Raw genomic sequence first — 22,396 nt, forward strand, 5'->3', positions numbered from 1 at the left:
GTAATACTTTAAGTATATTTATATATTACAAAATATTTAATTTATATTATACCGATTTAAAGGTATGTTTAATATTTAATGGGGGTAAATAATGAAATTTAGGAATAATTTATTATTTTTTACAATATTTGTATTCTTAATAATAATTTCTTCAGGAATTGTTTTTGCAGAAGATGCAAATCCTGCAATACCTCAGATTGAAACTGGAGAAGTGTCTGGTGATGTTGATATAGCAACAGCCCATCCTTTCGCTTCTAAGGTTACTAGTGAGGAACTTGTTTATGTAATTCCTGAAAATGTAAGTGAGATAAAATCCGCATATGCTGTTGTCAATACTTATTCCGGAAGTGGGGCACCAGATAGAGGATTAACAACAAACATTTCTTTAACAGCAGGCAATACAACTGAAGTATTGGAATATGCGAATTTAACATTCGTTAATAATACCGCAAATGATCCTGTTGTTTATCAGATAACTGATTTTACTACAAAACAATATTCTGACTATCAGACTTTGGTAGATATAACTGATAATATTAAAGGTTTATCTGCTGGAGATACCATTACAATTTCAGTAAATAATACTGAATTGGAAGGTTATGTATTTGATGGAAGAATAAAAGTAATTGCTTTAGTTCTTGCTTATGATGACGATGATAATGATAAGATGTCCTATTGGCTTAATATTGGTCAAGCATGGACAAAAGGAACATTAACTACAATGTTTAATACAAAAGATTTCGATGATGATTATGATGAAGTTACATTAGATTCCATTGCTCTTTCTAGTAAAGATGCAGTTTATACATTAAATGATGAATTATTATCTGATCCTGATCAAACTAAAGACAGTATGTATATTTACGATGTTTGGGATATTACTGAAAATTTTGAATTAGGAAAAGATACAAACTTCACATATGATGGTAATGGTTCTTCATATAAAGGATCAATCCAATTATTAAAAATATATACTCAAGAAGAGTACTATATATCAGCTAGCATAGCTCTTGAGTATAAATATGATACTGCAATATATGCTGGTGTTGAAAACACCTTAACGATTAATGTTAAAAATGGTAACGAAGACTTTAATGGTAGTGTTATATTATTGAGTGAAGATGAAGAGGTTGATTCAAGTGATTTAACTATTGGTGCTGGAGAATCTGCTACAATTGAATTAATCGATCCTACTATTAGACCTATTGATGAAACTACTGTCAATGGAGCTAATAATACTCTTGCAAATTATACTTTAATCATTGTAGATGATGAAGGTAATGTTTTAAATTCTACAAATGTTTCATTTAAAGTTTTATATGATGGTTATTTAGGTAAAGACTTTGAGTATCCTGGTCCTGTTTCACTTTCAGTAGAAATACCTTTCACTGGTGATGTTATTGTTTTAAACACTACTGCTTATAGTGCTGGTGGTGCTACTAACAGAATCGACGAATATGATGTTGATTTAGCTGATGGAACTGTTAACACTGCTTTTTTATATGTTCCATATAACTGGGATAAAAATATAAATGATGACTTCAACACATGGAACACCACATTCAATAATCAAATTATCACTCCTGCATCTTCCTACCGTGATCAGTCTAACTTAGGAAGTTCAGGTAAATACGGTTATGGTTTAGTTGTTTATGAAGTAACTGATTTGGTTGTTGATGGTATAAACACCTTTGAATTTAATAAAACTGCAGGTAATGCTGCTGTTTATCCAACTAACTTAATTATTTTAACAGACAATGATGATAGTACTTTTAAAATTGTATATATCTTAGAAGAAGCCGATTTATTATCTAAATCTTACAATAAGAATTTGGATGCTGGTTTCTACTCTGAATTTAATATAGAAGAAGGAAATGCAACATTATATGTATTTGCTGCTAGTGCTCAAAAGGGTGAAGGTAACTTAATTATCAATGATGTAAACTATACTGATGTTTGGAGCGGAACAAGTAATTCATTTGATACCTTTAGTGCTCCTATCAATGAAACTGAGGGTTTAATTTACTTTGAAGCAACCGGCTCAACTATTTTAGCTTTACACAAAATGATTGTCATTGAATCCGACTTAGTTAAAGTAACTAACAATTTAAAACCTGAATATTCCGGTACTGTTTATGCTGGTGTGGAAAACACATTAACTTTAACCGTTACAAATGAGGCTTCTAATCTTGAAAATGTTACTGTTGATGTTTTACTTGATGATGAAGAATTAGACAGTTTTGTCATTGATTCATTAAGTACTGGTAATAGTGTAACATTAGATGTAGTTGATCCAACCATCAGACCAGTTACTGCACAAACCGTAAATGGAAATGACAATGAAAAAGCTAATTATACTGTAATAATTAAAGATGCTGAAGGCAATATAATTGATGAAGCTAATTATAGCTTTGTTGTATTGTATAATGGTTATTTAGGTAAAGACTTTGAGTATCCTAAAGCTGAACCACTTTTAATAGAAATTCCTATCACTGGTGATGTTATTGTTTTAAACACTACTGCTTATAGTGCTGGTGGTGCTACTAACAGAACTGACGAATTTGAAGTTGATTTAGCTAATGGAACTGTTAACACTGCTTTATTATATGTTTCATATAATTGGGATAAAGTTCTTGACAGTGACTTCAACTCATGGAACACTACTTTCAATGGTCAAACAATCACTCCTATAGCTTCTTACCGTGATCAATCCAATTTAGGAACTACCTATGCTAAGTATGGATACGGTTTAGTTGTTTATGATGTAACTGATTTGGTTATTGATGGTACAAATACCTTTGAATTCAATAAAACCAAAGGTAATGCTGCTGTTTATCCAAGTAACTTAATTATTTTAACCGATGACGATGAATCAGATAGTTTCAAAATAGTTTATCTTTATGAAGAAGCTGATTTATTATCTAAATCTTACAATAAGGATTTGGATGCTGGTTTCTACACAGAATTTAATATAGAAGAAGGAAATGCAACTTTATTTGTATTTGCTGCTAGTGCTCAAGCTGGTGAAGGTAACTTAATTGTCAACGATGTAAACTATACTGATGTTTGGAGCGGAACAAGTAATTCACTTGAAATATTTAGTGCTCCTATCAATGGAACTGATGTTTCTGTTTACTTTGAAGCAACCGGCGCTACCATTTTAGGCTTACACCAAATGATTGTCGTTGAATCTGATTTAATTTCAGCAAGCAGTGATTTAAAACCTGAATATTCCGGTACTGTTTATGCTGGTGTGGAAAACACATTAACTTTAACTGTTGCAAATGAAGGTAAACCACTTGAAAATGTTACTGTTGAAGTTTATCTTGATGAAGAGGAATTAGATAGTTTTGTTATTGACTCATTGGCTATTGGTGAAAGTAACGTTACTGTTGTAGTTGATCCTACTATCAGACCAGTCACTGCACAAACCGTAAATGGAAATGACAATGAAAAAGCTAATTATACTGTAATAATTAAAGATGCTGAAGGCAATATAATTGATGAAGCTAATTATACTTTCGTTATATTGTATAATGGTTATTTAGGTAAAGACTTTGAGTATCCTAATGCTGAACCACTTTTAATAGAAATTCCTATCACTGGTGATGTTATTATTTTAAACACTACTGCTTATAGTGCTGGTGGTGCTACTAACAGAACTGACGAATTTGAAGTTGATTTAGCTAATGGAACTGTTAACACTGCTTTATTATATGTTTCATATAATTGGGATAAAGCTATTGACGGTGACTTCAACTCATGGAACACCACATTCAATGGCCAGACAATCACTCCTACATCTTCTTACCGTGACCAATCCAATTTAGGAACTACCTATGCTAAGTATGGATACGGTTTAGTTGTTTATGATGTGACTGATTTGATTGTTGACGGTACAAATACCTTTGAACTCAATAAAATCAAAGGTAATGCTGCTGTTTATCCAAGTAACTTAATAGTTTTAACAGATAAAGAGAATGCAACAGTTTTCAAAACAGTTTATCTTTATGAAGAAGCTGATTTATTATCCAAGTCTTACAATAAGAATTTGGATGCTGGTTTCTACACTGAATTTGAGATAGAAGAAGGAAATGCAACTTTATATGTATTTGCCGCTAGTGCTCAAAAAGGTGAAGGTAACTTAATTATCAACGATGAAAACTACACTAATGTTTGGAGCGGAACAAGTAACTCACTTGAAACCTTCAGTACTCCTATAAACGGAACTGATGTTTCTGTTTACTTTGAAGCAACCGGCGCTACCATTTTAGGCTTACACCAAATGATTGTCGTCGAACATGGTGATATTTTGGTGGTTGATGCTTCTGATGTTGAAAAATACTATAAAGGGCCTGAAAGATTTTATGTAACTGTTACAACTTTCCTAGGCATTCCTGTAGTTAATCAATCCGTAAACATTACTATCAATGGTGTAACTTACACCAGAACCACTAATGAAAATGGTACTACAAGCATTCCTCTTGGTCTTAACAGTGGAGTATACGATGTAATTACTGCTGTTGAAAATAAGACATTTGATAATGTTGTAACTATCTTGCCAACTATAAACGGTGATGACCTTGTTAAAATCTTTAGAAACGCAACCCAATACTATGCAACATTCACCGACAGTGAAGGTAATCCATTAGCAGCCGGTACTGAAGTAACATTTAATATCAATGGTGTAATGTACAATCGTAAGACCAATGAAAACGGTACTGCTAAATTAAATATTAATTTAGAACCAGGAACATACATACTTACTGCAATTAACCCTGCAACTGGTGAAATGCAATCTAATAATGTTACTGTATTGCCAAATATTGTAAGCAATGATTTGGTAAAATATTATAGAAATGCTTCCCAATATGTTGTTACTGTTTTAGGTGAGGACGGTAATCCTGTTGGTGCTGGTGAAAATGTTACATTCAACATTAACGGTGTATTCTACACACGTACAACCAATGCTTCAGGTCAGGCTAAGTTAAATATTAACTTGGAACCTGGAAATTACATTATCACTGCTGTATACAATGGATGCAGTGTGGCTAATAACATTACTGTGTTACCTGTATTGACTGCAGAGGATTTAACCAAAAAATACGGTACTCCTGATCAATTCGTAGCAACACTCGTTGACGGTCAAGGTAAACCTTATGCAAACCAAAATGTTACATTCAACGTTCATGGTGTATTCTATAACCGTACAACTAATAGTGATGGTCAGGCTAAGTTAAACATTAACTTGCAGCCTGGTGAATACATTATAACCTCTACTTATGAGGAATGTAATATTGCAAATACAATTAAAGTTACTGGATGATTTTTATCATCCATCTTATTTTTTTTAGTAATACTTTTTTTAGATTTTCTACCATTTTAGTAATACATTAATTATATTTATATATTATTTTTTTGAAAAATTTCTATTGTAATAATAATATGGGGGTTTTCAAATGAATTTTAAATTTTTCATTTCATGTTTTTTTCTTTTATTTTTAATCATAATGACTTCCGGTACTGTTGTTGCTGATGAGGCGCCGGCTATGAGTTTAGTTGATAATGGAACGGTATCTGGAGATGTAGTTATCTATTCTTCAAATCCGTTTACAGATTCTGGAAGTCTGGAATATACAATTCCTGTGGATGTTAGCCAGATTCAATCAGTTGATGTAATTGTCAGTTCTTATTCAGGTAGCGGTGCTCCTACTTATGCATTATATTCTAACATTACATTGAATACAGTTAATGGATTGGAAATATTGGGTTATGAAGATTTATATTGTGATATAAGCATGACCAATGATCCTACGGTTTATAAAATCAATGATCACACTACAAAACAGTTTTCTGACTATCAATCCACTTTTGATATTACGGATAAAGTGAAAAATCTATCTTCTGGAGATACTATAAAGATATCTGTTAAAAATACCCAAAAAGAAGGTTATAATTTTGATGGTAGAATTAAGTTAATAGCTTTGGTATTCGCATATGATGATGGGGATAATGATAAGATTACCTACTGGCTGAATGTCGGACAGTCCTGGACACAATCTTCCCGTTCAAATTTAATTAATACAAAAGGTTTCAATGGTGAATATGATGAAGTAACATTTGAGAATATTGCTTTGTCTTCCTATAATTCAGTTGGTAGAATTAATAATGAGTTGTTATATGATCCGATTGTTGAAAAGCAAGGAAGTTATTTCATATATGACAAATGGGATATTACTGATAATTTTGAAATAGGTATAGATACGAATTACTCATATAAACCATCATCAAGCGGTTATGGCTCTTTCAAATCTGTAGTTCAACTATTAAAAGTAGATAAATCATATAATAAAATAATATCCACCATAACTCCGGAATATAAAAACACAATATATGCTGGTGTTTCAAATAATTTAACTATGGAAATTTCATCCAAAAAGGACATTAATGCAGTTGTAAAATTATATAATAATAAAAATCTTGTCTTTTCAGATAATGTTATTTTAACAGGTGGGAGCACTAAAAAGCTATATTTCGTTGACTCTACAATAAGACCAGTAACTTCCAACACGGCCTATGGAGAAAACAATAAATATGAAAATTATTCTCTTGTAATAGAAGATTTGGAAGGTAATGTTTTAAATTCAACTAATGTTTCATATGTCGTTTTGTATAACGGTAATTTGGGTAAAGATTATGAATATCCTGCAGCCAATCCTACTTTAAGGGAATTTAATATTACCGGTGATGTGATTGTTTTAAATACAAGTGAATATGGTGGTAGTGGGGCCACCACCAGAAATGATATCTTTAATGTTGATTTGGCTGATGGTGATGTTAGTAAAGCATTGTTATATGTTTCTTATAATTGGGATAAAGTTGTAAGCGGTGACTTCAACACCTGGAACACTACATTCAATAATCAGACAATTGTTCCTGTCGCATTCTATCGTGACCAATCTAACTTGGGCACTTATGGAAAGTATGGTTATGGTTTAATAGTTTATGATGTAACAGAATTGCTTTCCAATGGAGCAAATACCTTTGAATTAAATAAGATTGCCAATAATGCTGCAGTATATCCAAGCAATTTAATATTATTAACAAATAATGATGGAAGTGTCGTTAATAAAACGGTTTATATTTTGGAGGAAGCGGATTTATTGTCTAAAACCAATAATAAGAATCTGCCTGCAGGATTCAACACCACTTTTGAAATAGTGGGCGGTGATGCAACTTTATATGTATTTGCTGCCGGTGCTCAAAAAGGTGAAGGCAACTTAATTATCAACGATAAAACTTACAGTGACGTTTGGAGTGGAACCAGCCAATCATTTGACATGTTTATTTCAAGCATTGATTCTGAAAAGATTAATGTTTACTTTGAATCAACAGGCTCTACAATTTTGGGCCTGCACCAAATGGTTATCGTTGAACAGGAGGGTTCTTTAGTGATTAACGCTCCTGAAGTAACCAAATATTTCAAAGGGCCTGAAAGATTTGTTGTAAACATTACAACTTCCAAAGGTTATCCTGTAGCAAATCAAACTGTAAACATTACTATTAATGGCGAAACTTACACCAGAACCACTAATGAAAATGGTACTGCAAGCATTCCTCTTGGACTTAACAGCGGAGTATACAACGTAACCGCTTCCATTGATAATACTACAGTCCAATCTAGCGCAACGATATTATCAACAATAAACGGTAATGACCTTGTTAAAATCTTTAGAAACGCTACTCAATACTATGCAACATTCCTGGATAGTGAAGGCAATCCATTGGCAAGCGGTACTGAAGTGACATTCAATATTAACGGTGTAATGTACAATCGTAAGACCAACGAAAAGGGTACTGCTAAGTTAAACATTAACTTGGGACCTGGAACATACATACTTACTGCAATTAATCCGGCAAACGGTGAAATGCAATCTAATGTTGTTACTGTATTGCCTAATATTGTAAGCAATGATTTGGTAAAATATTATAGAAATGCTTCTCAATATGTTGTTACTGTTTTAGGTGAGGACGGTAAAGCTGTCGGTGCTGGTGAAAATGTTACATTCAACATTAACGGTGTATTCTACACACGTACAACCAATGCCTCAGGCCAAGCTAAGTTAAACATTAACTTAGGATCTGGAAATTACATTATCACTGCAGTATACAATGGATGCAGTGTAGCTAATAACATTACTGTGTTACCTGTATTGACTGCAGAGGATTTAACCAAGAAATACGGTACTCCTGATCAGTTTGTCGCTACATTGGTTGACGGTCAAGGTAAACCTTATGCAAACCAAAATATTACATTCAACGTTCATGGTGTATTCTATACCCGTACAACTAATGGTGATGGTCAAGCCAAGTTAAACATTAACTTACAGCCTGGAGAATACATTATAACCTCTACTTATGAGGGATGCAATATTGCAAATACAATTAAAGTTACTGGATGATTTTTTCATCCACATTCTTTTTTTAGTAATACTTTTTCTCTATTTTTTACCTATTTAGTAATACTTTGATTAATTATATTAATAATAATCTTTCAATATATTATTTGAAAGGGATATTTTTAAAATTCTTTTCAAAGGAGGTTTTAATATAATTAAGAGTAAAAAAAATACTTTTAATTTAAAGAATATAGCAGTTTTAGCTATCATTTGTGTTTTATTTATGTGTAGTTTAAATATTACATTTGCTATGGATAATAATACAAATGTCCAATTAGATGATTCAAATGTATTGAATCAGGGATATGAAAAATCAATGCTCCTTATTAGTGATAATAGTGGAACGAATATCCTGGATTCAGCAGCAAATGAAGTATTAAAAAATTATTCAAATGTAGATATCCAAGTTAGAAGTTCAGCTCAGATTTCTACAATGAATGAGGATGAATTATATCAATTGGTTAATAGAAGTGATATTGTCATTGCGAATTGGCTAACAACTGATGCGGATGCAGTATTTACAAATCTATTAATTAAATATCCTGATTTGTCCAATAAGGAAATGTTTTTAATATTGGAAACATCCTCCTCTTCACAACTTAAAACATTCAATTTAGTTAAAAATTCTACTATAAACTATCATAAAATCTTCAATGGTGATGAATATACAGTTGACTTTTTAAATAGTTATTTCCAGACTACAAAAAGAGGTCAATCATATACTACGGTAAATGATTATCTCACAAATGGAAAAGGTAATAAAGTTGATTCTAAATTTAACCAGGCAGTTTTATATAAAGACTGCAATGATAAAGAAAATCAGATTAATCAAATATTATGGGCATTAAGTACCTGCGGTTTTAACTGTGAATATAATGCGCCTGTTTTCCATCAGTCCTATCAGTATGGATTGTATCGTGATAGGTACATGTCTTTGGAGGAATACGTAAAACAGTATTTTGATTCTTCAAGAAATTACACTGTAGGTTTGCTTGAAAGTACAATGTATGTGTCCAGTGCATCATTGGAACCTTATTATGCATTAATCAACTCTTTGGAATCCAAAGGGGTTAATGTCATTCCTGTTGTTGCAGCAGGAGGTTCAGATGATCAGTATAAGGTAATGATTGAGTACTTTACTAATGCTCCGGATTATGAATCATTTTTAAACGATCCGTCAAAATACGAAAGCTATGTCGATGCTATAATTTCAATGCCTGCATACGGTATTGGAGGAACATTGTTTGACAGAGTAACTGAGTATTTTGAAACTGCTGGCGTACCGGTATTCAGAGCAGTCCATTCAGATTACGTAAGTAATGAGGAATGGGAATTAAGTACTACAGGCCTTCCAGGAAACAGAAGTGACAAATGGTGGCATGTAGCTATTGGTGAAGCGCAAGGTATTATTGAAGCCACTTTTGTAGGTGGGGTTACCAATAAGATATCAGAGACTACCGGCGCTAAATTAACCGGATACAAGTCTCATGAAACCAATATTGACTTATTTACCGACAGGATTATTTCTTGGATTGATTTGAGTTATGCTGAAAATGAAGATAAAAAAATTTCATTGATTTATTATAACTATCCTCCGGGAAAACAAAACATCGGTTCAAGTTATCTTGACTCAATAACCAGTATCTATAATCTTTTGTTAACTTTACAATCAGAAGGTTATGATGTTGGTCAATTGCCGGATAATGCAAGTCAATTGGAAGACATGATTATCAAGTGCGGTATCAATGTAGCTACATGGGCTCCAGGCGAATTGGAAAAACTGGCTAACAGATCCAATGTGGTTTTGCTTCCTGTTAGCGAATACATGGAATGGTTCGAAAGTTTAGAGCCTATTTCCAAATTGCAGGTAGTTGAAGGGCCTGTTGCATACATTGGCGAATTGTCAAGAAGTGCAATAGCAATTAACTATACCTCTCCAATGGATGAAAGGTTATCCGACTGGTATGGCGAGATGGTGGCACTGTTGCCGGACAATTACACTTCCAGAGCTATCCCTATTTTGGACAATATTGTCTCAGCTCTTAAAAAATATTTAATCACAGGTCTTGAGTCTGACTATGACGTATTTTTAAAATACAAACAGGAATGGTCAGATTTGGATGTGCCTGGTTTAAATGGTTGGGGGGAAGCTCCGGGTAATATTATGACAGTTTGGAGAAATGGAACTCAATACTTTGTTATTCCGGGTTTAACCTTTGGTAATGTTTTTGTTGCTCCAGAACCTCAAAGGGGATGGGAAGCAGATTCTGACGCTTTGTATCACAGTACTGCAGTCAGTCCAACACACCAATACCTTGCAGCATATTATTATTTCCAGGAATATTATTCCTCTGCCATGGTATTTGTTGGAAGACACGCAACCCATGAATGGTTACCTGGTAAGGAAGTCTTGCTTTCCTCAACAGATTATGGTTCAATTGTAGTTGGTGACACTCCTCAAATTTATTTCTACATTTCAGACGGTTTAGGTGAAGGTATTCAGGCTAAAAGAAGAGGTTTTGCAGTAATGATTTCTCATTTAACTTCCCCTTTAGCTTATACTCAACTTTATGGAAATCTTACTGTTCTTGCTAACCTGATAAATGAATATGAAAATGCATTAAATCAAAGTTCAAAGGATGCACTCATATCTGAAATCAGATATATTGTGGATACCAACAACTATGTTCATTCTATGGGCATAAGCAATGAAACATTCAATAAGTTTACTGCTGATGAGTTAGTTTCCGCTGTCGACTCTTTCATTAAAACGGTACAGAATGAATTGTACACGTGGGGTCTGCATGCACTTGGACAGAATTGGACGGATAAGGATATTGGACTTTCCGTATCTACGGCTTTATCACAACAGTTCACATATAATGGAGTTACAACATCATTGTATGATGAAATAGCTCAAATAAAATATTCCAAAAAATATGATGAACTCAATTCTCTTGAAAGGGATGTTGTGATGAATCTATCATCCAATGTTGTAATATCCTTAATCTATTATTCAAGTGAAGAGGTAGCTCAGGTAATCGGAGTAAATTCAACAACTTTGATTGCGGCATTTGACTATGCGAAATTATACATTTCATTAATTCAGGCATCTGTTTTAAAAGAAATTGATTCATTTATCGATGCATTGAACGGAAAATATATTGCTCCAGGTCCTGCCGGTGACGTATTGGATGTAAATTCACTTCCAACAGGAGGCAATTTCTTCCACGACCAATCTCAGGAACTTCCAACTAAAGACGCTTATGAATATGGAAGAGTTCTAACATTGCTTGCTTTAGATGGCTTGACAGATGACACTGAAAAGCTGGTAATGGGTATTTGGTGTGTTGAAACAGCAAGGGATGACGGTGCATTGATTTCCGTTGTATTGTATTTGCTCGGAATGGAACCGGTCTATTCATCTTCACCAAGTGCTGGAGGTTATGTCCAGGTAGGAAATGATGAAGACCATGATGATCATGAACATGATGAAGAGGTCAGTGTTGGTACTAAAACAAATCTGATGCCAAGTTATATCAAATTAGATGATTTGGTCCGTCCTGACGGATGGGATAAAAAAAGAATTGATGTGACTGTCATTACCAGCGGTAACTTTAGAGATTTATATTCAACACAGGCCATTCTGATGGATAATGCATTCAGAGTAGCATTGGCCAGATCATATTTCTTTATATTAAACAACAATGATTTAAAAGAAAATCCATGGTTCGATGATATTAAAGAGGGATTGGAACATGTTGTGGCCAGTGTGGATTATTATGGTATTGGAAAAGAAACTTTTGAAGAGAACAATGTTGCTAAGCATTGGGTTAGTGATTTCATTTACTATAAGGAGTTAGGTTATAATACCACTTATGCAGCTGAATGTGCAATAACCCGTATCTTTGCACCGCCTAATGGTGATTATGGTGCAGGAATAGCAAAATCAGTATCTTTGAGTTGGACTTGGAATGACACTGATGAATTGTCCGATTTCTATTTGGGCAGAATGGGTAACATGTACTCCAAATATTATTGGGGTGAAACCAATCCGTTAGTGTTTGCAAAAGCTTTAAACAATACTAATGATTTGATTGTCAGCCGTAACACCAATGTTTATGGTGTTCTGGACAATGATGATTTCTTTGATTATTGGGGTGGACTTTCAATGACAATGGCTTATGTTAATGGAAATACACCAAAAATGAATGTATTGATGTATGGAAATAAAAACACTCCATATACTACATCAATTGAACAGGCTATTGCAAAAGAAATCCTAACTCGATATTCAAACCCTGAATGGATTAGCGGAATGATGCAGGAAGGTTACAGCGGTGCCAGATATATTTCCAATAAGTTTTTAACTGATCTGCTTGGATGGTCTGTAACAAGGCCTGAAGCAGTTTCAAATTATATGTGGGATGATGCATATGACGTTTACTTTAATGACAAATATGGAGTTGGAGTTACCGACTGGTTAAAAACAGGAAATAATAACTATGCGTTCATATCCTCTGCAGGTACATTATTGACCGCTGCATATGAAGGATACTGGCAAACCGATTCTGCAACTTTATCCAGCGTTGCAAATCAATGGGCACAGGCTGTTATCACTAATGGTGTTGCTTGCTGTGACTGCAGCTGCGGTAACATAGCTATGATGCAATGGGCAGTTGATTTCATCAATCCTGACTTGCTTGCAAGGTTTGCAGATCAAGTTTTCCAGGCAACGAATCATAATTTCTTCAATCCGGCCAATTTCCAAAATAATCCTGATGCGGATTCTGCAGATAGTGAAATGGATGAAAATGCAGGCTTAAACTCAAGTGATGCTGTTTTAACCAATTCATCCTCTTCAACCTTACAGTCTGACAGTGCAACATCAGGTTCAACCAATGGAAATGCAGCAAGAGGTGTTGGTGAAACTTCATCTGAGTCAGCTACCTCTTCAAGCTCATCTGAAATTAATGATTTGGATAATGCTGGAGACAGTGGTGCTGATTCATCATCAAGGAGTTATGAAGTTGAAAAGTCTGTTTCAAGCAGCAGTACGACCACAGAAAAATCAATGTCTATACAGTTGATTATCTGTATAATTGTATTAGTAGGAATTTTTGCTATAGGTTACTTTAGAAATAAGAATAAAGAAGACGAATTTTAATTTTATGAATAACTTTTAAAGTTATTCATTTATTTTTTTAAGTCAATGTGAATTAATTTATATATTTAAAAAAATATAATATAAAATGTAATTGATTTTAAATTAATTATGGAGAGATTTTATTATGGATATGATGAGTGTTTTATGGCAATTCGGTATTCTTGCTGCTATACTTGTTTTCGGTATAAAAGTAGGTTTAGCATCAGGTTTGGCTAATTTGTCAAAAAAATTACTGGCATTAATCTGTATTGGATATGGTGGTGGAGTTCTATTGATTTCTGCTGTCGCATCTTTATATGCAGAGCAACTCACTCAAGCTATTTATAGTTACAATTCAATATTCTACATAATCATGGCTTTAATAATGATTATAGCTGGTTTAATTACAATAAGAGAATATAAAGTACATGACCACAATACAAGTACCGCAACATCTCTGGCGGTTATTGCTCCTTGTCCATGCTGTTTCGGTTCAATTGTTGCAAGTATCTTGATTGTTGCTCCAACCATTGGAGTAGGTGCTTTTTACCTAAGCTGGTTTGCAGCAGCTGCTTTGGTAGCGGTAATACTTGTTGCATACTTCGCATCCAATATTGTAGTTAAATACACAAGTAAGCCTTATCCTATCATTTTAGGAAACTTCATGTTGCTTTTAGGTGCTTACTTTTTACTTTCAGCAATTGTAATTCCGAATATTGCTGGTTCTTTAAGTAAAGATTTCAGTAGTCTTACAATGAGTTCTCCGGAATCTGTAATTGCAATTGTTGTGATGTTAATTGTTTTAGTCGCTGTTGGAATATTTTTAAATAAGAAAAGTAAAAGTCTATTAGATTAATTAAGGTGATATATAATGAGTGTAAGTATACCTGGTGGAGAATATTTAACAGGTTCTTTGGATGTTATTTCACAAAGTTTAACCATTCCTGTATTGGTTATTCTTTTAATCATCGTTGTAATTTCCATTATAACATTAGGTGGATTAATTTCTGAATATACTTCAAGAAAAAAGGTTCCTGTTGGAACGGTCAGGGATTTGATTTATGATATTAATTCAGCTGCTTCTGTTGACGCTTTAAAAGGCATCATTGAAGGTGCAGCTATTCCAAAATCTCAGAAAAAGGTATTAAGTGAAATTGCTAGTTCTTCCAGTTTAGATGAAAATACTAGAGAAGCTTTAGCTCGTAAACTGGTAGAACATGAAGAAGAAAAAATTGATAAGTCATTGCAGAAAACTGATATTATTACACGTATCGGTCCTACATTAGGGTTAATGGGTACTTTAATTCCTATGGGTCCTGGTCTTGCAGCTTTAGGTGCAGGTGACGTTAATACTCTTGCAGAATCATTAACAGTTGCATTTAACACAACAATTGTCGGTATCGGTTCAGGTGCTTTATGTTATGTTGTGGGTAAAATCAGATCCGGCTGGTATGACCGTTATTTATCAGATTTGGATGCTTTATCAGATGCAGTTTTAGATTATATGAATAATCAGTGATTTAAATGGTTCGTAAAAAACAAAGAAGACGATCAAATCGTGTTGAAGAAGACCCAATGGCGGGTACATCTAACCTTGTTGATGCTATGCTTGTTATTGCTGTAGGTTTTCTTGTTTTTGTAATCATTAGCTGGAATATGCAGGCTATTGTTTTCAATGAAGATATGACTCCAGAACAAAAACAACAGGTTATGCAGACTATTAAGAGTGTTTCAGAGGTTAATCAAGGTCAAGAATTGAACGAAACTCCAGACACTTCAAATAGTTCCGGTCAAGGTTATACTGAAATGGGTAAAGTCTATAAGGACCCATCGACAGGTAAGCTGATTATGGTAGAGGGTTGAGCCTCTACTTCAAATATTTTTTTAACTTTTTTTCCAATACTTTTTTTGAATCGATTATTTTATATAGGACAACTGATTAAATTAATATTTACGAATTTTTAGGTGTGTTAATTAAATGGAATTCTGTCCTGAATGTGGTTCAATGTTAATGCCGAAAGACGGTGTAATCAAATGTATATGCGGTTATGAAAAATCACTTACAGAAGATGATTTGGATGAGCAGTATAAATTTGAAGGTGAAAAAAATAAGGACATGGAGGTAATTGTCACCGATAACAATAATGTGGCTCTACCTACAACAAGAATAACCTGTTATAAATGCGGCGGAACCAAAGGCTATTGGTGGACAGTCCAAACAAGATCAGCCGATGAAGCTCCAACCAATTTTATTAGATGTGCAAAGTGTGGAAACACCTGGAGAAGTTCAAATTAAAGACTAAATTAATTATTTTTTCATTTTTTCCATTTCTTTTTCAATCATTCTGTCTCTTGTGTCTTCATCAAGCTTTCTTGAAAGTACGAATACTTTTAGAAAATGAAATATTAAACCAATTGCCCACAAGCCTGTTATTCCTAAAAACCACCATTCACCTGGAGAAAAAACAAGATTCATTATAAAAAATGCTATATTAACTGCTATAAAACTGTATAAATGGCGGTAAAAGCCAATTTTTTCATCAACTCTTTTTTCTGCTTTTCGATATAATTTTTCTTCAGACATATAATCACTCTCTTTAATGTAATATTTGAAGTGATTACTATTTATGTCTTTTTCAAATGGTCTAAATAGATTATATTGTCACAAAACACTAAAATTATTATAAAAATAGCTTAATTAAGCATAGTTCGTCTCTACAGTTAAATATATTTTTGAGATAATATTGAATATTCAAGATATAGCAAAAAGTTAATAAGCTATTAATTTTAAATTGATAGTAACAACATATTGGAGGTTGTAAAAATGGCAGATTTAAAAGGTACAAAAACCGAAGAAAATTTGAAAACTGCACTAGCAGGAGAATCTCAGGCACGTGTAAAATATGAATTTTACGCATCCCAGGCAAAAAAAGATGGTTATGTTGAAATCAAGGAAATTTTCCAAGAATCATCTGACAATGAAAAAGAACATGCAAAAGTATGGTTTAAATTATTGAATGGTGGAAAAGTACCGCCTACCACAGATAACCTTGCAGATGCAGCAGCCGGTGAACATGAAGAATGGACAGTAATGTATAAGGAATTTGCTGAAACCGCTCGTGAAGAAGGCTTAGACGACATTGCAGAGTTGTTTGATGCAGCAGCAGCTACTGAAAAAGCTCATGAAGAAAGGTATAATGCATTGTCTGATAAGATTGCTGCTGGAAAAGTATTTGTAAAAGATGAAGAGATTGCATGGAAATGTAACAACTGTGGATACATCCATTATGGAAAAGAAGCTCCTGAAGTTTGTCCGTTATGTGACCACCCACAGGCACACTTTAGAAAAAAAGATGAAAGTTATATCTAGAAACTTTTTTTCTTTTCTTTTTTTAACATCAACGCTAATTTATTAATATATTTTCATTAACAAACTTGCTTTTAATTAATTGTATATTTAATATAATTAAAGAGGAATATTAATACCTAACTTTTCAGTTCTGTAATCTATCCATAAACAAATTATTTATTTATAAAAGTTAAATATTATATTCAATGAAAGAAGTACAGAATACCTTAAAATCGATTGTGGAAAATCCAAGACATATTTTTAAACTGACAGTACAGGGAGTTCTAGTCGGTATTTTCTCCGGTCTGATGGTATGCTTATACAGATTTCTTTTAAACGAATCTGAAGATGTCCTGAGAGGATATTTGAAAATAATTAATGGCAATATATTTTATATTGCACTATTTTTCATATTCTTGATTGTTTTAGGTCTTTTGACGGCTTATCTAATGCGCTGGGAAAAGGATGCCATGGGGAGCGGTATACCTCAGGTAAATGCAGAGACCAAAGGGTTTTTGGACGTCAACTGGTACAAGACGCTTTTTGCAAAAATCGTCGGTGGAGTCTTCACTGCTTTGGGCGGTTTGTCCTTGGGTCCTGAAGGTCCTTCCGTTCAGATTGGTGCAATGGCAGGTAAAGGAGTTTCCAAATTATTTAAGGAATCAAAAACCGATGAATTAAGACTGATTCTTGTAGGTTCGGCCGTCGGTATTACTGCAGCTTTCAATGCGCCTCTTGCAGGGGTAGTGTTTATTCTTGAGGAAATCAATCACGGATTTGACAAGACTCTAGTATTTATTGCACTAGTGTCTGCAATCGTATCTGACTTTATTTCCCAGATTATCTTTGGTCAGTCTACCATACTCTCATTTCCGGTTTCAAACATTCCACTTTCATCATACTGGCTTTTGATTCTCCTTGGTTTGATTTTGGGACTGTTGGGATATGCATATAATGTGGGAATGCTTAAGGCAGAGGACTTGTGGGCAAAAATACCTAAGTTAAGCCTTGAAGTCAAGTTCGTTTCTGTATTTCTGGTATCCGGCGTAATTGCACTCATTATACCTGAGATAAGCTGCGGCGGACATTACATGATGGGAATGCTTGATGTTGCTGTTCCGTCTTTAGGTCTTTTAATACTTTATTTTGCTTTAAAATACATTTTTTCAATATTTTCATTTTCATCCGGTGCTCCGGGAGGAATATTTTTACCTATTCTGGTTTTAGGAGCATATATTGGAGCAATTTTCGCATCATTTTTCATTCCAATCTGCGGGCTTGAAAATGCCCTGATTTATAAATTCGTCATCATTTCAATGGCAGGATTTTTCACTGCAACGGTGAGATCTCCTATTACCGGAATCGTGCTTTTATCTGAAATGAGCGGTTCGACAGAATCATTGGTTGCAATGCTTATAGTCTGTTTAATAGCTTATGTTGTACCGACATTACTTGGAAATGAACCGATTTATGAAGCTCTTCTCGACAGGCTGCTTAAAAGACGAGAGAAAGAGTTCACTCCTGAGCCTTCACGCCATGTACTCTCAGAATATATGGTTCCTTTGGAGTGCAAATACATCGGCGTTGAAATTGAAAACATTCCTTTTCCGAAAAACTCAATAGTTGTAAGCGTCATTAGAAATGGCAGTTATGTCATTGCACAGAGTGATTTCAAGATTAATTATGGTGATCAGATTCACATTTTGACTGATGTCAATGATTTTCCATATGCAAACCGTGAAATTGAAGAGATTATTAACGGAAAATAATTTTACACGGGAGATTCCGATATAAAGAAATATCTTGCAAGTACTGATATATTTGTTAAAACAGGTTGGGTTGAAACAAGAAAAATAGATGCATCCATAAGATTAAATAATATTTACTTCAAATTTAATAATAACCAAGAATTAAATGCATATGACATATGTGATGCATGTATATTGCCTGTATATAACCATGGAAAAACTAATGAAGAATTAATTGATATTTTACTTCACATCACCAAAAATTGTAAAACAACAGACTTTCTATTTGAAATTTTGATAGTATGTGTAAGTGCTTGGGTTAGATATTTGTTGAAAGATAAGAAAAAAATTGATAAAATAATAGGAGATTTAGAGATGATGGGTGATATTGGATTTAAAGAAATGTGGAATCATATTCAGTATGGGAGATTTATGGGGCTCATTGAGCTCAAAGATGAGGAGTTACTCCAAAAGGACGAAACTATTTCCCAACAAGCAGATGCATTAAGTCAAAAGGATGAGGAGTTAAGTCAAAAGGATGAGGAGTTAAATCTGAAGATGGAAACCATTGAAAAATTACTTCAATATGCTCCAGATGATGTAAAAAATGAGTTAAAAAATACTAAATAGTTTTTTTGAGTTAATTTTAAATATTAACTCTTTAATTTTGTAAAAGAAATTATGATTTTAATATTCGAATAAGTGATTAATATGAATCCGATTTTTGAAAGACAAAGCATTAGAAAATACCTTGATGAGGAAGTTTCATCACAACACATTATTATGCTCCTGAGAGCCGCAATGCAGGCGCCGTCAGCATGCAATCAGCAGGCCTGGGAGTTTATTGTCATTGATAATAAGGAAGATAAATTAGCTATTTCAAAGATGCATAAGTTTGCCAAACCTGCAGCTGAAGCATCAAAACTGATAGTCGTTTTGGGAAATCTTAAAAAAGCCAAAATCAAATCGATGATTGAACAGGATCTTGGAGCGTGCTGTGAAAACATCCTGCTTCAGGCAACCTATGATGGTCTTGGTGCGGTCTGGTTAGGTTTTCATCCGATAGAGGATCGGTGTAAAAAGATTGTAGAATATCTGAATATTCCTGATTATTGCATTCCATTTGCGGTAATCTGTGTAGGACATCCTGCTGTTGATGGAAAGATTCAGGTAAGGTTTGACGAGTCAAAAATTCATTATGGCAGGTATTAGATATATTTTTGCACTTCCAATCCCTTTTCGGTACATTTGTATAAACGTCCTTTTCTGACTTCTTCGTTTACACAAACTACTAATTTTTCTTTTTTCAAATCGGAAAGTGATGCTGATACCTGGCTTGTTTTGATTCCAATTTCTTTAGCTATTTCAGAAGGCATTTTAACTTCTGAACCGATGCTTTTTAATGTTTTGCTTCTGTATGGTGAAATTTTTACATATCCCAATTTCTGGTACAGCTCTTTTTCTTCCATATTATATAGTTTTATAATTTAATTAAAATTCTTATATACTAATTATCCGTTAATTATACTTTTTTGTATCTATTTTAACACAAATTATTTGTCATCTTCTATTTTGACAATTTTTGTTTGGAATATGCTGATTTCTTGTAATGAAATTCTTGAACTTTGAAATTTTTAAAAAATAATTTAGGCAAGTATAAATAATAATAAAACAATATTTTTAAATAATAACTTACATTATTCGTAAGTTTAATATTTATTCGAGGTTAAATGATGGTAAGTGTAAACTTAGAAGCTAAAAAAACCGTAGATGTAATGATAGAAAAAGCAGATGCATTAAACATCGCAGTATCAACCTTAGATAATGGTGCTACTGTTTTAGATTGTGGTGTAAATGTAGATGGAAGTTTTAAAGCAGGTGAACTTTATACTAAAGTTTGTCTCGGTGGACTTGCAGATGTTGGAATTTCAATTCCTGGTGACTTGTCTGAAAAATTCGCTCTTCCTTCTGTAAAAATCAAAACTGACTCTCCTTCCATTTCAACTTTAGGTTCTCAAAAAGCAGGTTGGTCTGTTAGTGTTGGAGATTTCTTTGCTTTAGGTTCAGGTCCAGCTCGTGCAATTGCATTAAAACCAGCTGAAACCTATGAAGAAATTGATTACGAAGACAAAGATGCTGATTTAGCTATTTTAACTTTAGAAGCTGATGTATTGCCTGGTGAAGATGTTGCACAATACATTGCTGATGAATGTAATGTAGACGTTAAAAACGTTTATTTACTTGTAGCCCCTACATCTTCCTTAGTTGGTTCAATCCAAATCTCAGGAAGAGTTGTTGAAAACGGTACCTACAAAATGTTGGAAGCAATTAAGTTTGATGTGACAAAAGTAAAACACGCTGCAGGTATTGCTCCAATCGCACCGATTGATCCTGACGGATTAAAAGCTATGGGTAAAACCAACGACGCTGTTTTATTCGGTGGAAGAACCTATTACTATGTTGAATCTGATGAAAATGATGATATTGCTGATGTTGCTGCAAAATTACCATCATCCGCAGCTGATGGATATGGAAAACCATTCTTCGATGTATTTAAAGAAGCTGAATTTGACTTCTATAAAATCGATAAAGGAATGTTTGCTCCAGCAGAAGTTGTTATCAATGATTTAACTACTGGAAAAATCTATAAAGAAGGATTTGTAAACGCTGATTTACTCAAAAAATCCTTTGGTGTAGACGAATAGATTTAAGTGGCTATCTTTCGATAGCTCTTTTTTTTACTTTTTTTTTAATATTGTCATATCCGATAATTTTTTTGAAAAATTTTGATGATTTATTCATTTTTTTGCTAAATCTTTATATACTTCTTTTTTGATAATAATTATATACTCATTTGAGTAATAACTTTTAAAAGGTGAAATTTATGCAATTTGGTGAAATTTTCAGTAATTCATTAAAATACCCTATTTCTGATTATACGAAACTACTAATTGTAGGGGTAGTATGTGTATTAACTAGTTTATCAGCCATATTTGTTCAATTTGGAATTTATAATAGAACATTAGGCTTAATTTTCGGTATCATTGCTCTAGTTGCAAATATCCTACTCTTAGGTTATGGACTTAGCGTAATGAAACATGGTATTGAAATGGATGATGTAATACCTGATTTCGATTGGGCAACTAATTTCGTGGATGGACTTAAATATATTTTAGTTTCAATTGTTTACTTATTGGTTCCTACACTCGTCACTACTGTTGTCGCTTTTGCACTCGGTTCAGGTCCTCTTTCAAAAATATTGACTCAAGATACATTGGCTGCTGCAGCTTCTGGAAACAGCACTCAACTTAATTTAGTATTGAATTCAATCCCTCAAGAAGCTTGGAGTGGTTTATTCACAGCTATTGCTGTATCCTCTATTGTTGCTATTATCTTATTTGTCATATTCGGTCTTTTCCTTGAAATCGGAATCTGCAGATTAGCAAAATACGGCAGTATCGGAGAGGCTTTCAGCTTTGGCCAAATTTGGTCAGATTTAAAAGAAATCGGTATTTTAAAAGTCTTAGGATTTATCATTGTCGTTTCAGTAATTTGTTCTTTAATAGGACTTGTTATAGGATTTGTTTCTATAATTCCATTTGTTGGAGTTATTGTTGCAACTTTAGTCCTTAGACCATTTATGTTACTATTTTCAAACAGGGCTATGGGTTTATTATATTCTGAAATTTAAACC

Annotated in this window: 15 protein-coding genes; 13 read left to right on the top strand and 2 right to left on the bottom strand. The window is 33.5% G+C overall.

The features are described from left to right. Nucleotides 1-91: 91 nt before the first annotated feature. The 7 genes from ACKI44_RS07840 (at nt 92) to ACKI44_RS07870 (ending at nt 15,901) form a co-directional block, all read left to right on the top strand. Nucleotides 92-5,326, top strand: a complete 5,235-nt coding sequence (locus ACKI44_RS07840) for a DUF3344 domain-containing protein (RefSeq protein WP_407423206.1) — start codon at nt 92-94, stop codon at nt 5,324-5,326. A gap of 133 nt (nt 5,327-5,459) precedes the next feature. Then, nucleotides 5,460-8,462, top strand: coding sequence for a DUF3344 domain-containing protein (locus ACKI44_RS07845; RefSeq protein WP_407423208.1), 3,003 nt, complete (start codon nt 5,460-5,462; stop codon nt 8,460-8,462). A gap of 247 nt (nt 8,463-8,709) precedes the next feature. Beyond that, nucleotides 8,710-13,626 carry a cobaltochelatase subunit CobN gene (locus ACKI44_RS07850; protein WP_407423210.1) on the top strand — a complete coding sequence of 1,639 codons (4,917 nt, stop codon included), beginning with the start codon at nt 8,710-8,712 and terminating at the stop codon, nt 13,624-13,626. A gap of 124 nt (nt 13,627-13,750) precedes the next feature. After that, the gene (locus ACKI44_RS07855) at nt 13,751-14,461 is read left to right on the top strand and encodes a DUF2162 domain-containing protein (RefSeq protein WP_407423212.1); all 711 of its coding nucleotides are present in this window, start codon (nt 13,751-13,753) and stop codon (nt 14,459-14,461) included. Nucleotides 14,462-14,476: 15 nt separating this feature from the next. After that, the gene (locus ACKI44_RS07860; RefSeq protein ID WP_407423214.1) at nt 14,477-15,124 is read left to right on the top strand and encodes a MotA/TolQ/ExbB proton channel family protein; all 648 of its coding nucleotides are present in this window, start codon (nt 14,477-14,479) and stop codon (nt 15,122-15,124) included. Between the two features lie 5 nt (nt 15,125-15,129). Then, complete coding sequence (locus ACKI44_RS07865; RefSeq protein ID WP_303737917.1) at nt 15,130-15,468, top strand: DUF2149 domain-containing protein; 339 nt, start codon at nt 15,130-15,132, stop codon at nt 15,466-15,468. 115 nt (nt 15,469-15,583) lie between these two features. Further along, a complete protein-coding gene (locus ACKI44_RS07870) occupies nt 15,584-15,901 on the top strand; it encodes a transcription factor S (protein WP_407423216.1) in 318 nt (105 codons plus the stop codon). Between the two features lie 12 nt (nt 15,902-15,913). On the opposite strand, the gene ACKI44_RS07875 is transcribed toward ACKI44_RS07870, so the two are convergent. Continuing rightward, nucleotides 15,914-16,189 (bottom strand): 2TM domain-containing protein, encoded by a 276-nt coding sequence (locus ACKI44_RS07875; RefSeq protein ID WP_407423218.1) that lies wholly within the window; start codon nt 16,187-16,189, stop codon nt 15,914-15,916. A 240-nt stretch (nt 16,190-16,429) separates the two neighbouring features. On the opposite strand from ACKI44_RS07875, the gene rbr reads away from it, so the two are divergent. The 4 genes from rbr (at nt 16,430) to ACKI44_RS07895 (ending at nt 19,914) form a co-directional block, all read left to right on the top strand. Further along, a complete protein-coding gene (gene rbr / locus ACKI44_RS07880) occupies nt 16,430-16,975 on the top strand; it encodes a rubrerythrin (protein ID WP_407423220.1) in 546 nt (181 codons plus the stop codon). Between the two features lie 185 nt (nt 16,976-17,160). Further along, the gene (locus tag ACKI44_RS07885; protein WP_407423222.1) at nt 17,161-18,723 is read left to right on the top strand and encodes a chloride channel protein; all 1,563 of its coding nucleotides are present in this window, start codon (nt 17,161-17,163) and stop codon (nt 18,721-18,723) included. A gap of 174 nt (nt 18,724-18,897) precedes the next feature. Next, nucleotides 18,898-19,332 (top strand): hypothetical protein, encoded by a 435-nt coding sequence (locus ACKI44_RS07890; protein ID WP_407423224.1) that lies wholly within the window; start codon nt 18,898-18,900, stop codon nt 19,330-19,332. A gap of 81 nt (nt 19,333-19,413) precedes the next feature. Further along, entirely contained in the window at nt 19,414-19,914 is a 501-nt protein-coding gene (locus ACKI44_RS07895; RefSeq protein ID WP_407423226.1) for a nitroreductase family protein, read from the top strand. On the opposite strand, the gene ACKI44_RS07900 is transcribed toward ACKI44_RS07895, so the two are convergent. Next, the gene (locus tag ACKI44_RS07900; RefSeq protein ID WP_407423228.1) at nt 19,911-20,171 is read right to left on the bottom strand and encodes a transcriptional regulator; all 261 of its coding nucleotides are present in this window, start codon (nt 20,169-20,171) and stop codon (nt 19,911-19,913) included. The two genes, ACKI44_RS07895 and ACKI44_RS07900, sit on opposite strands and share 4 nt — an antisense overlap. Nucleotides 20,172-20,435: 264 nt before the next feature. On the opposite strand from ACKI44_RS07900, the gene mch reads away from it, so the two are divergent. Both mch and ACKI44_RS07910 read left to right on the top strand, forming a co-directional pair. Then, a complete protein-coding gene (gene mch, locus ACKI44_RS07905; RefSeq protein WP_296799050.1) occupies nt 20,436-21,407 on the top strand; it encodes a methenyltetrahydromethanopterin cyclohydrolase in 972 nt (323 codons plus the stop codon). A gap of 179 nt (nt 21,408-21,586) precedes the next feature. Then, the gene (locus ACKI44_RS07910) at nt 21,587-22,393 is read left to right on the top strand and encodes a DUF4013 domain-containing protein (RefSeq protein WP_407423230.1); all 807 of its coding nucleotides are present in this window, start codon (nt 21,587-21,589) and stop codon (nt 22,391-22,393) included. Nucleotides 22,394-22,396 lie beyond the last annotated feature (3 nt).

This window comes from Methanobrevibacter sp. (genome assembly GCF_045646205.1).
GTDB lineage: Archaea > Methanobacteriota > Methanobacteria > Methanobacteriales > Methanobacteriaceae > Methanocatella.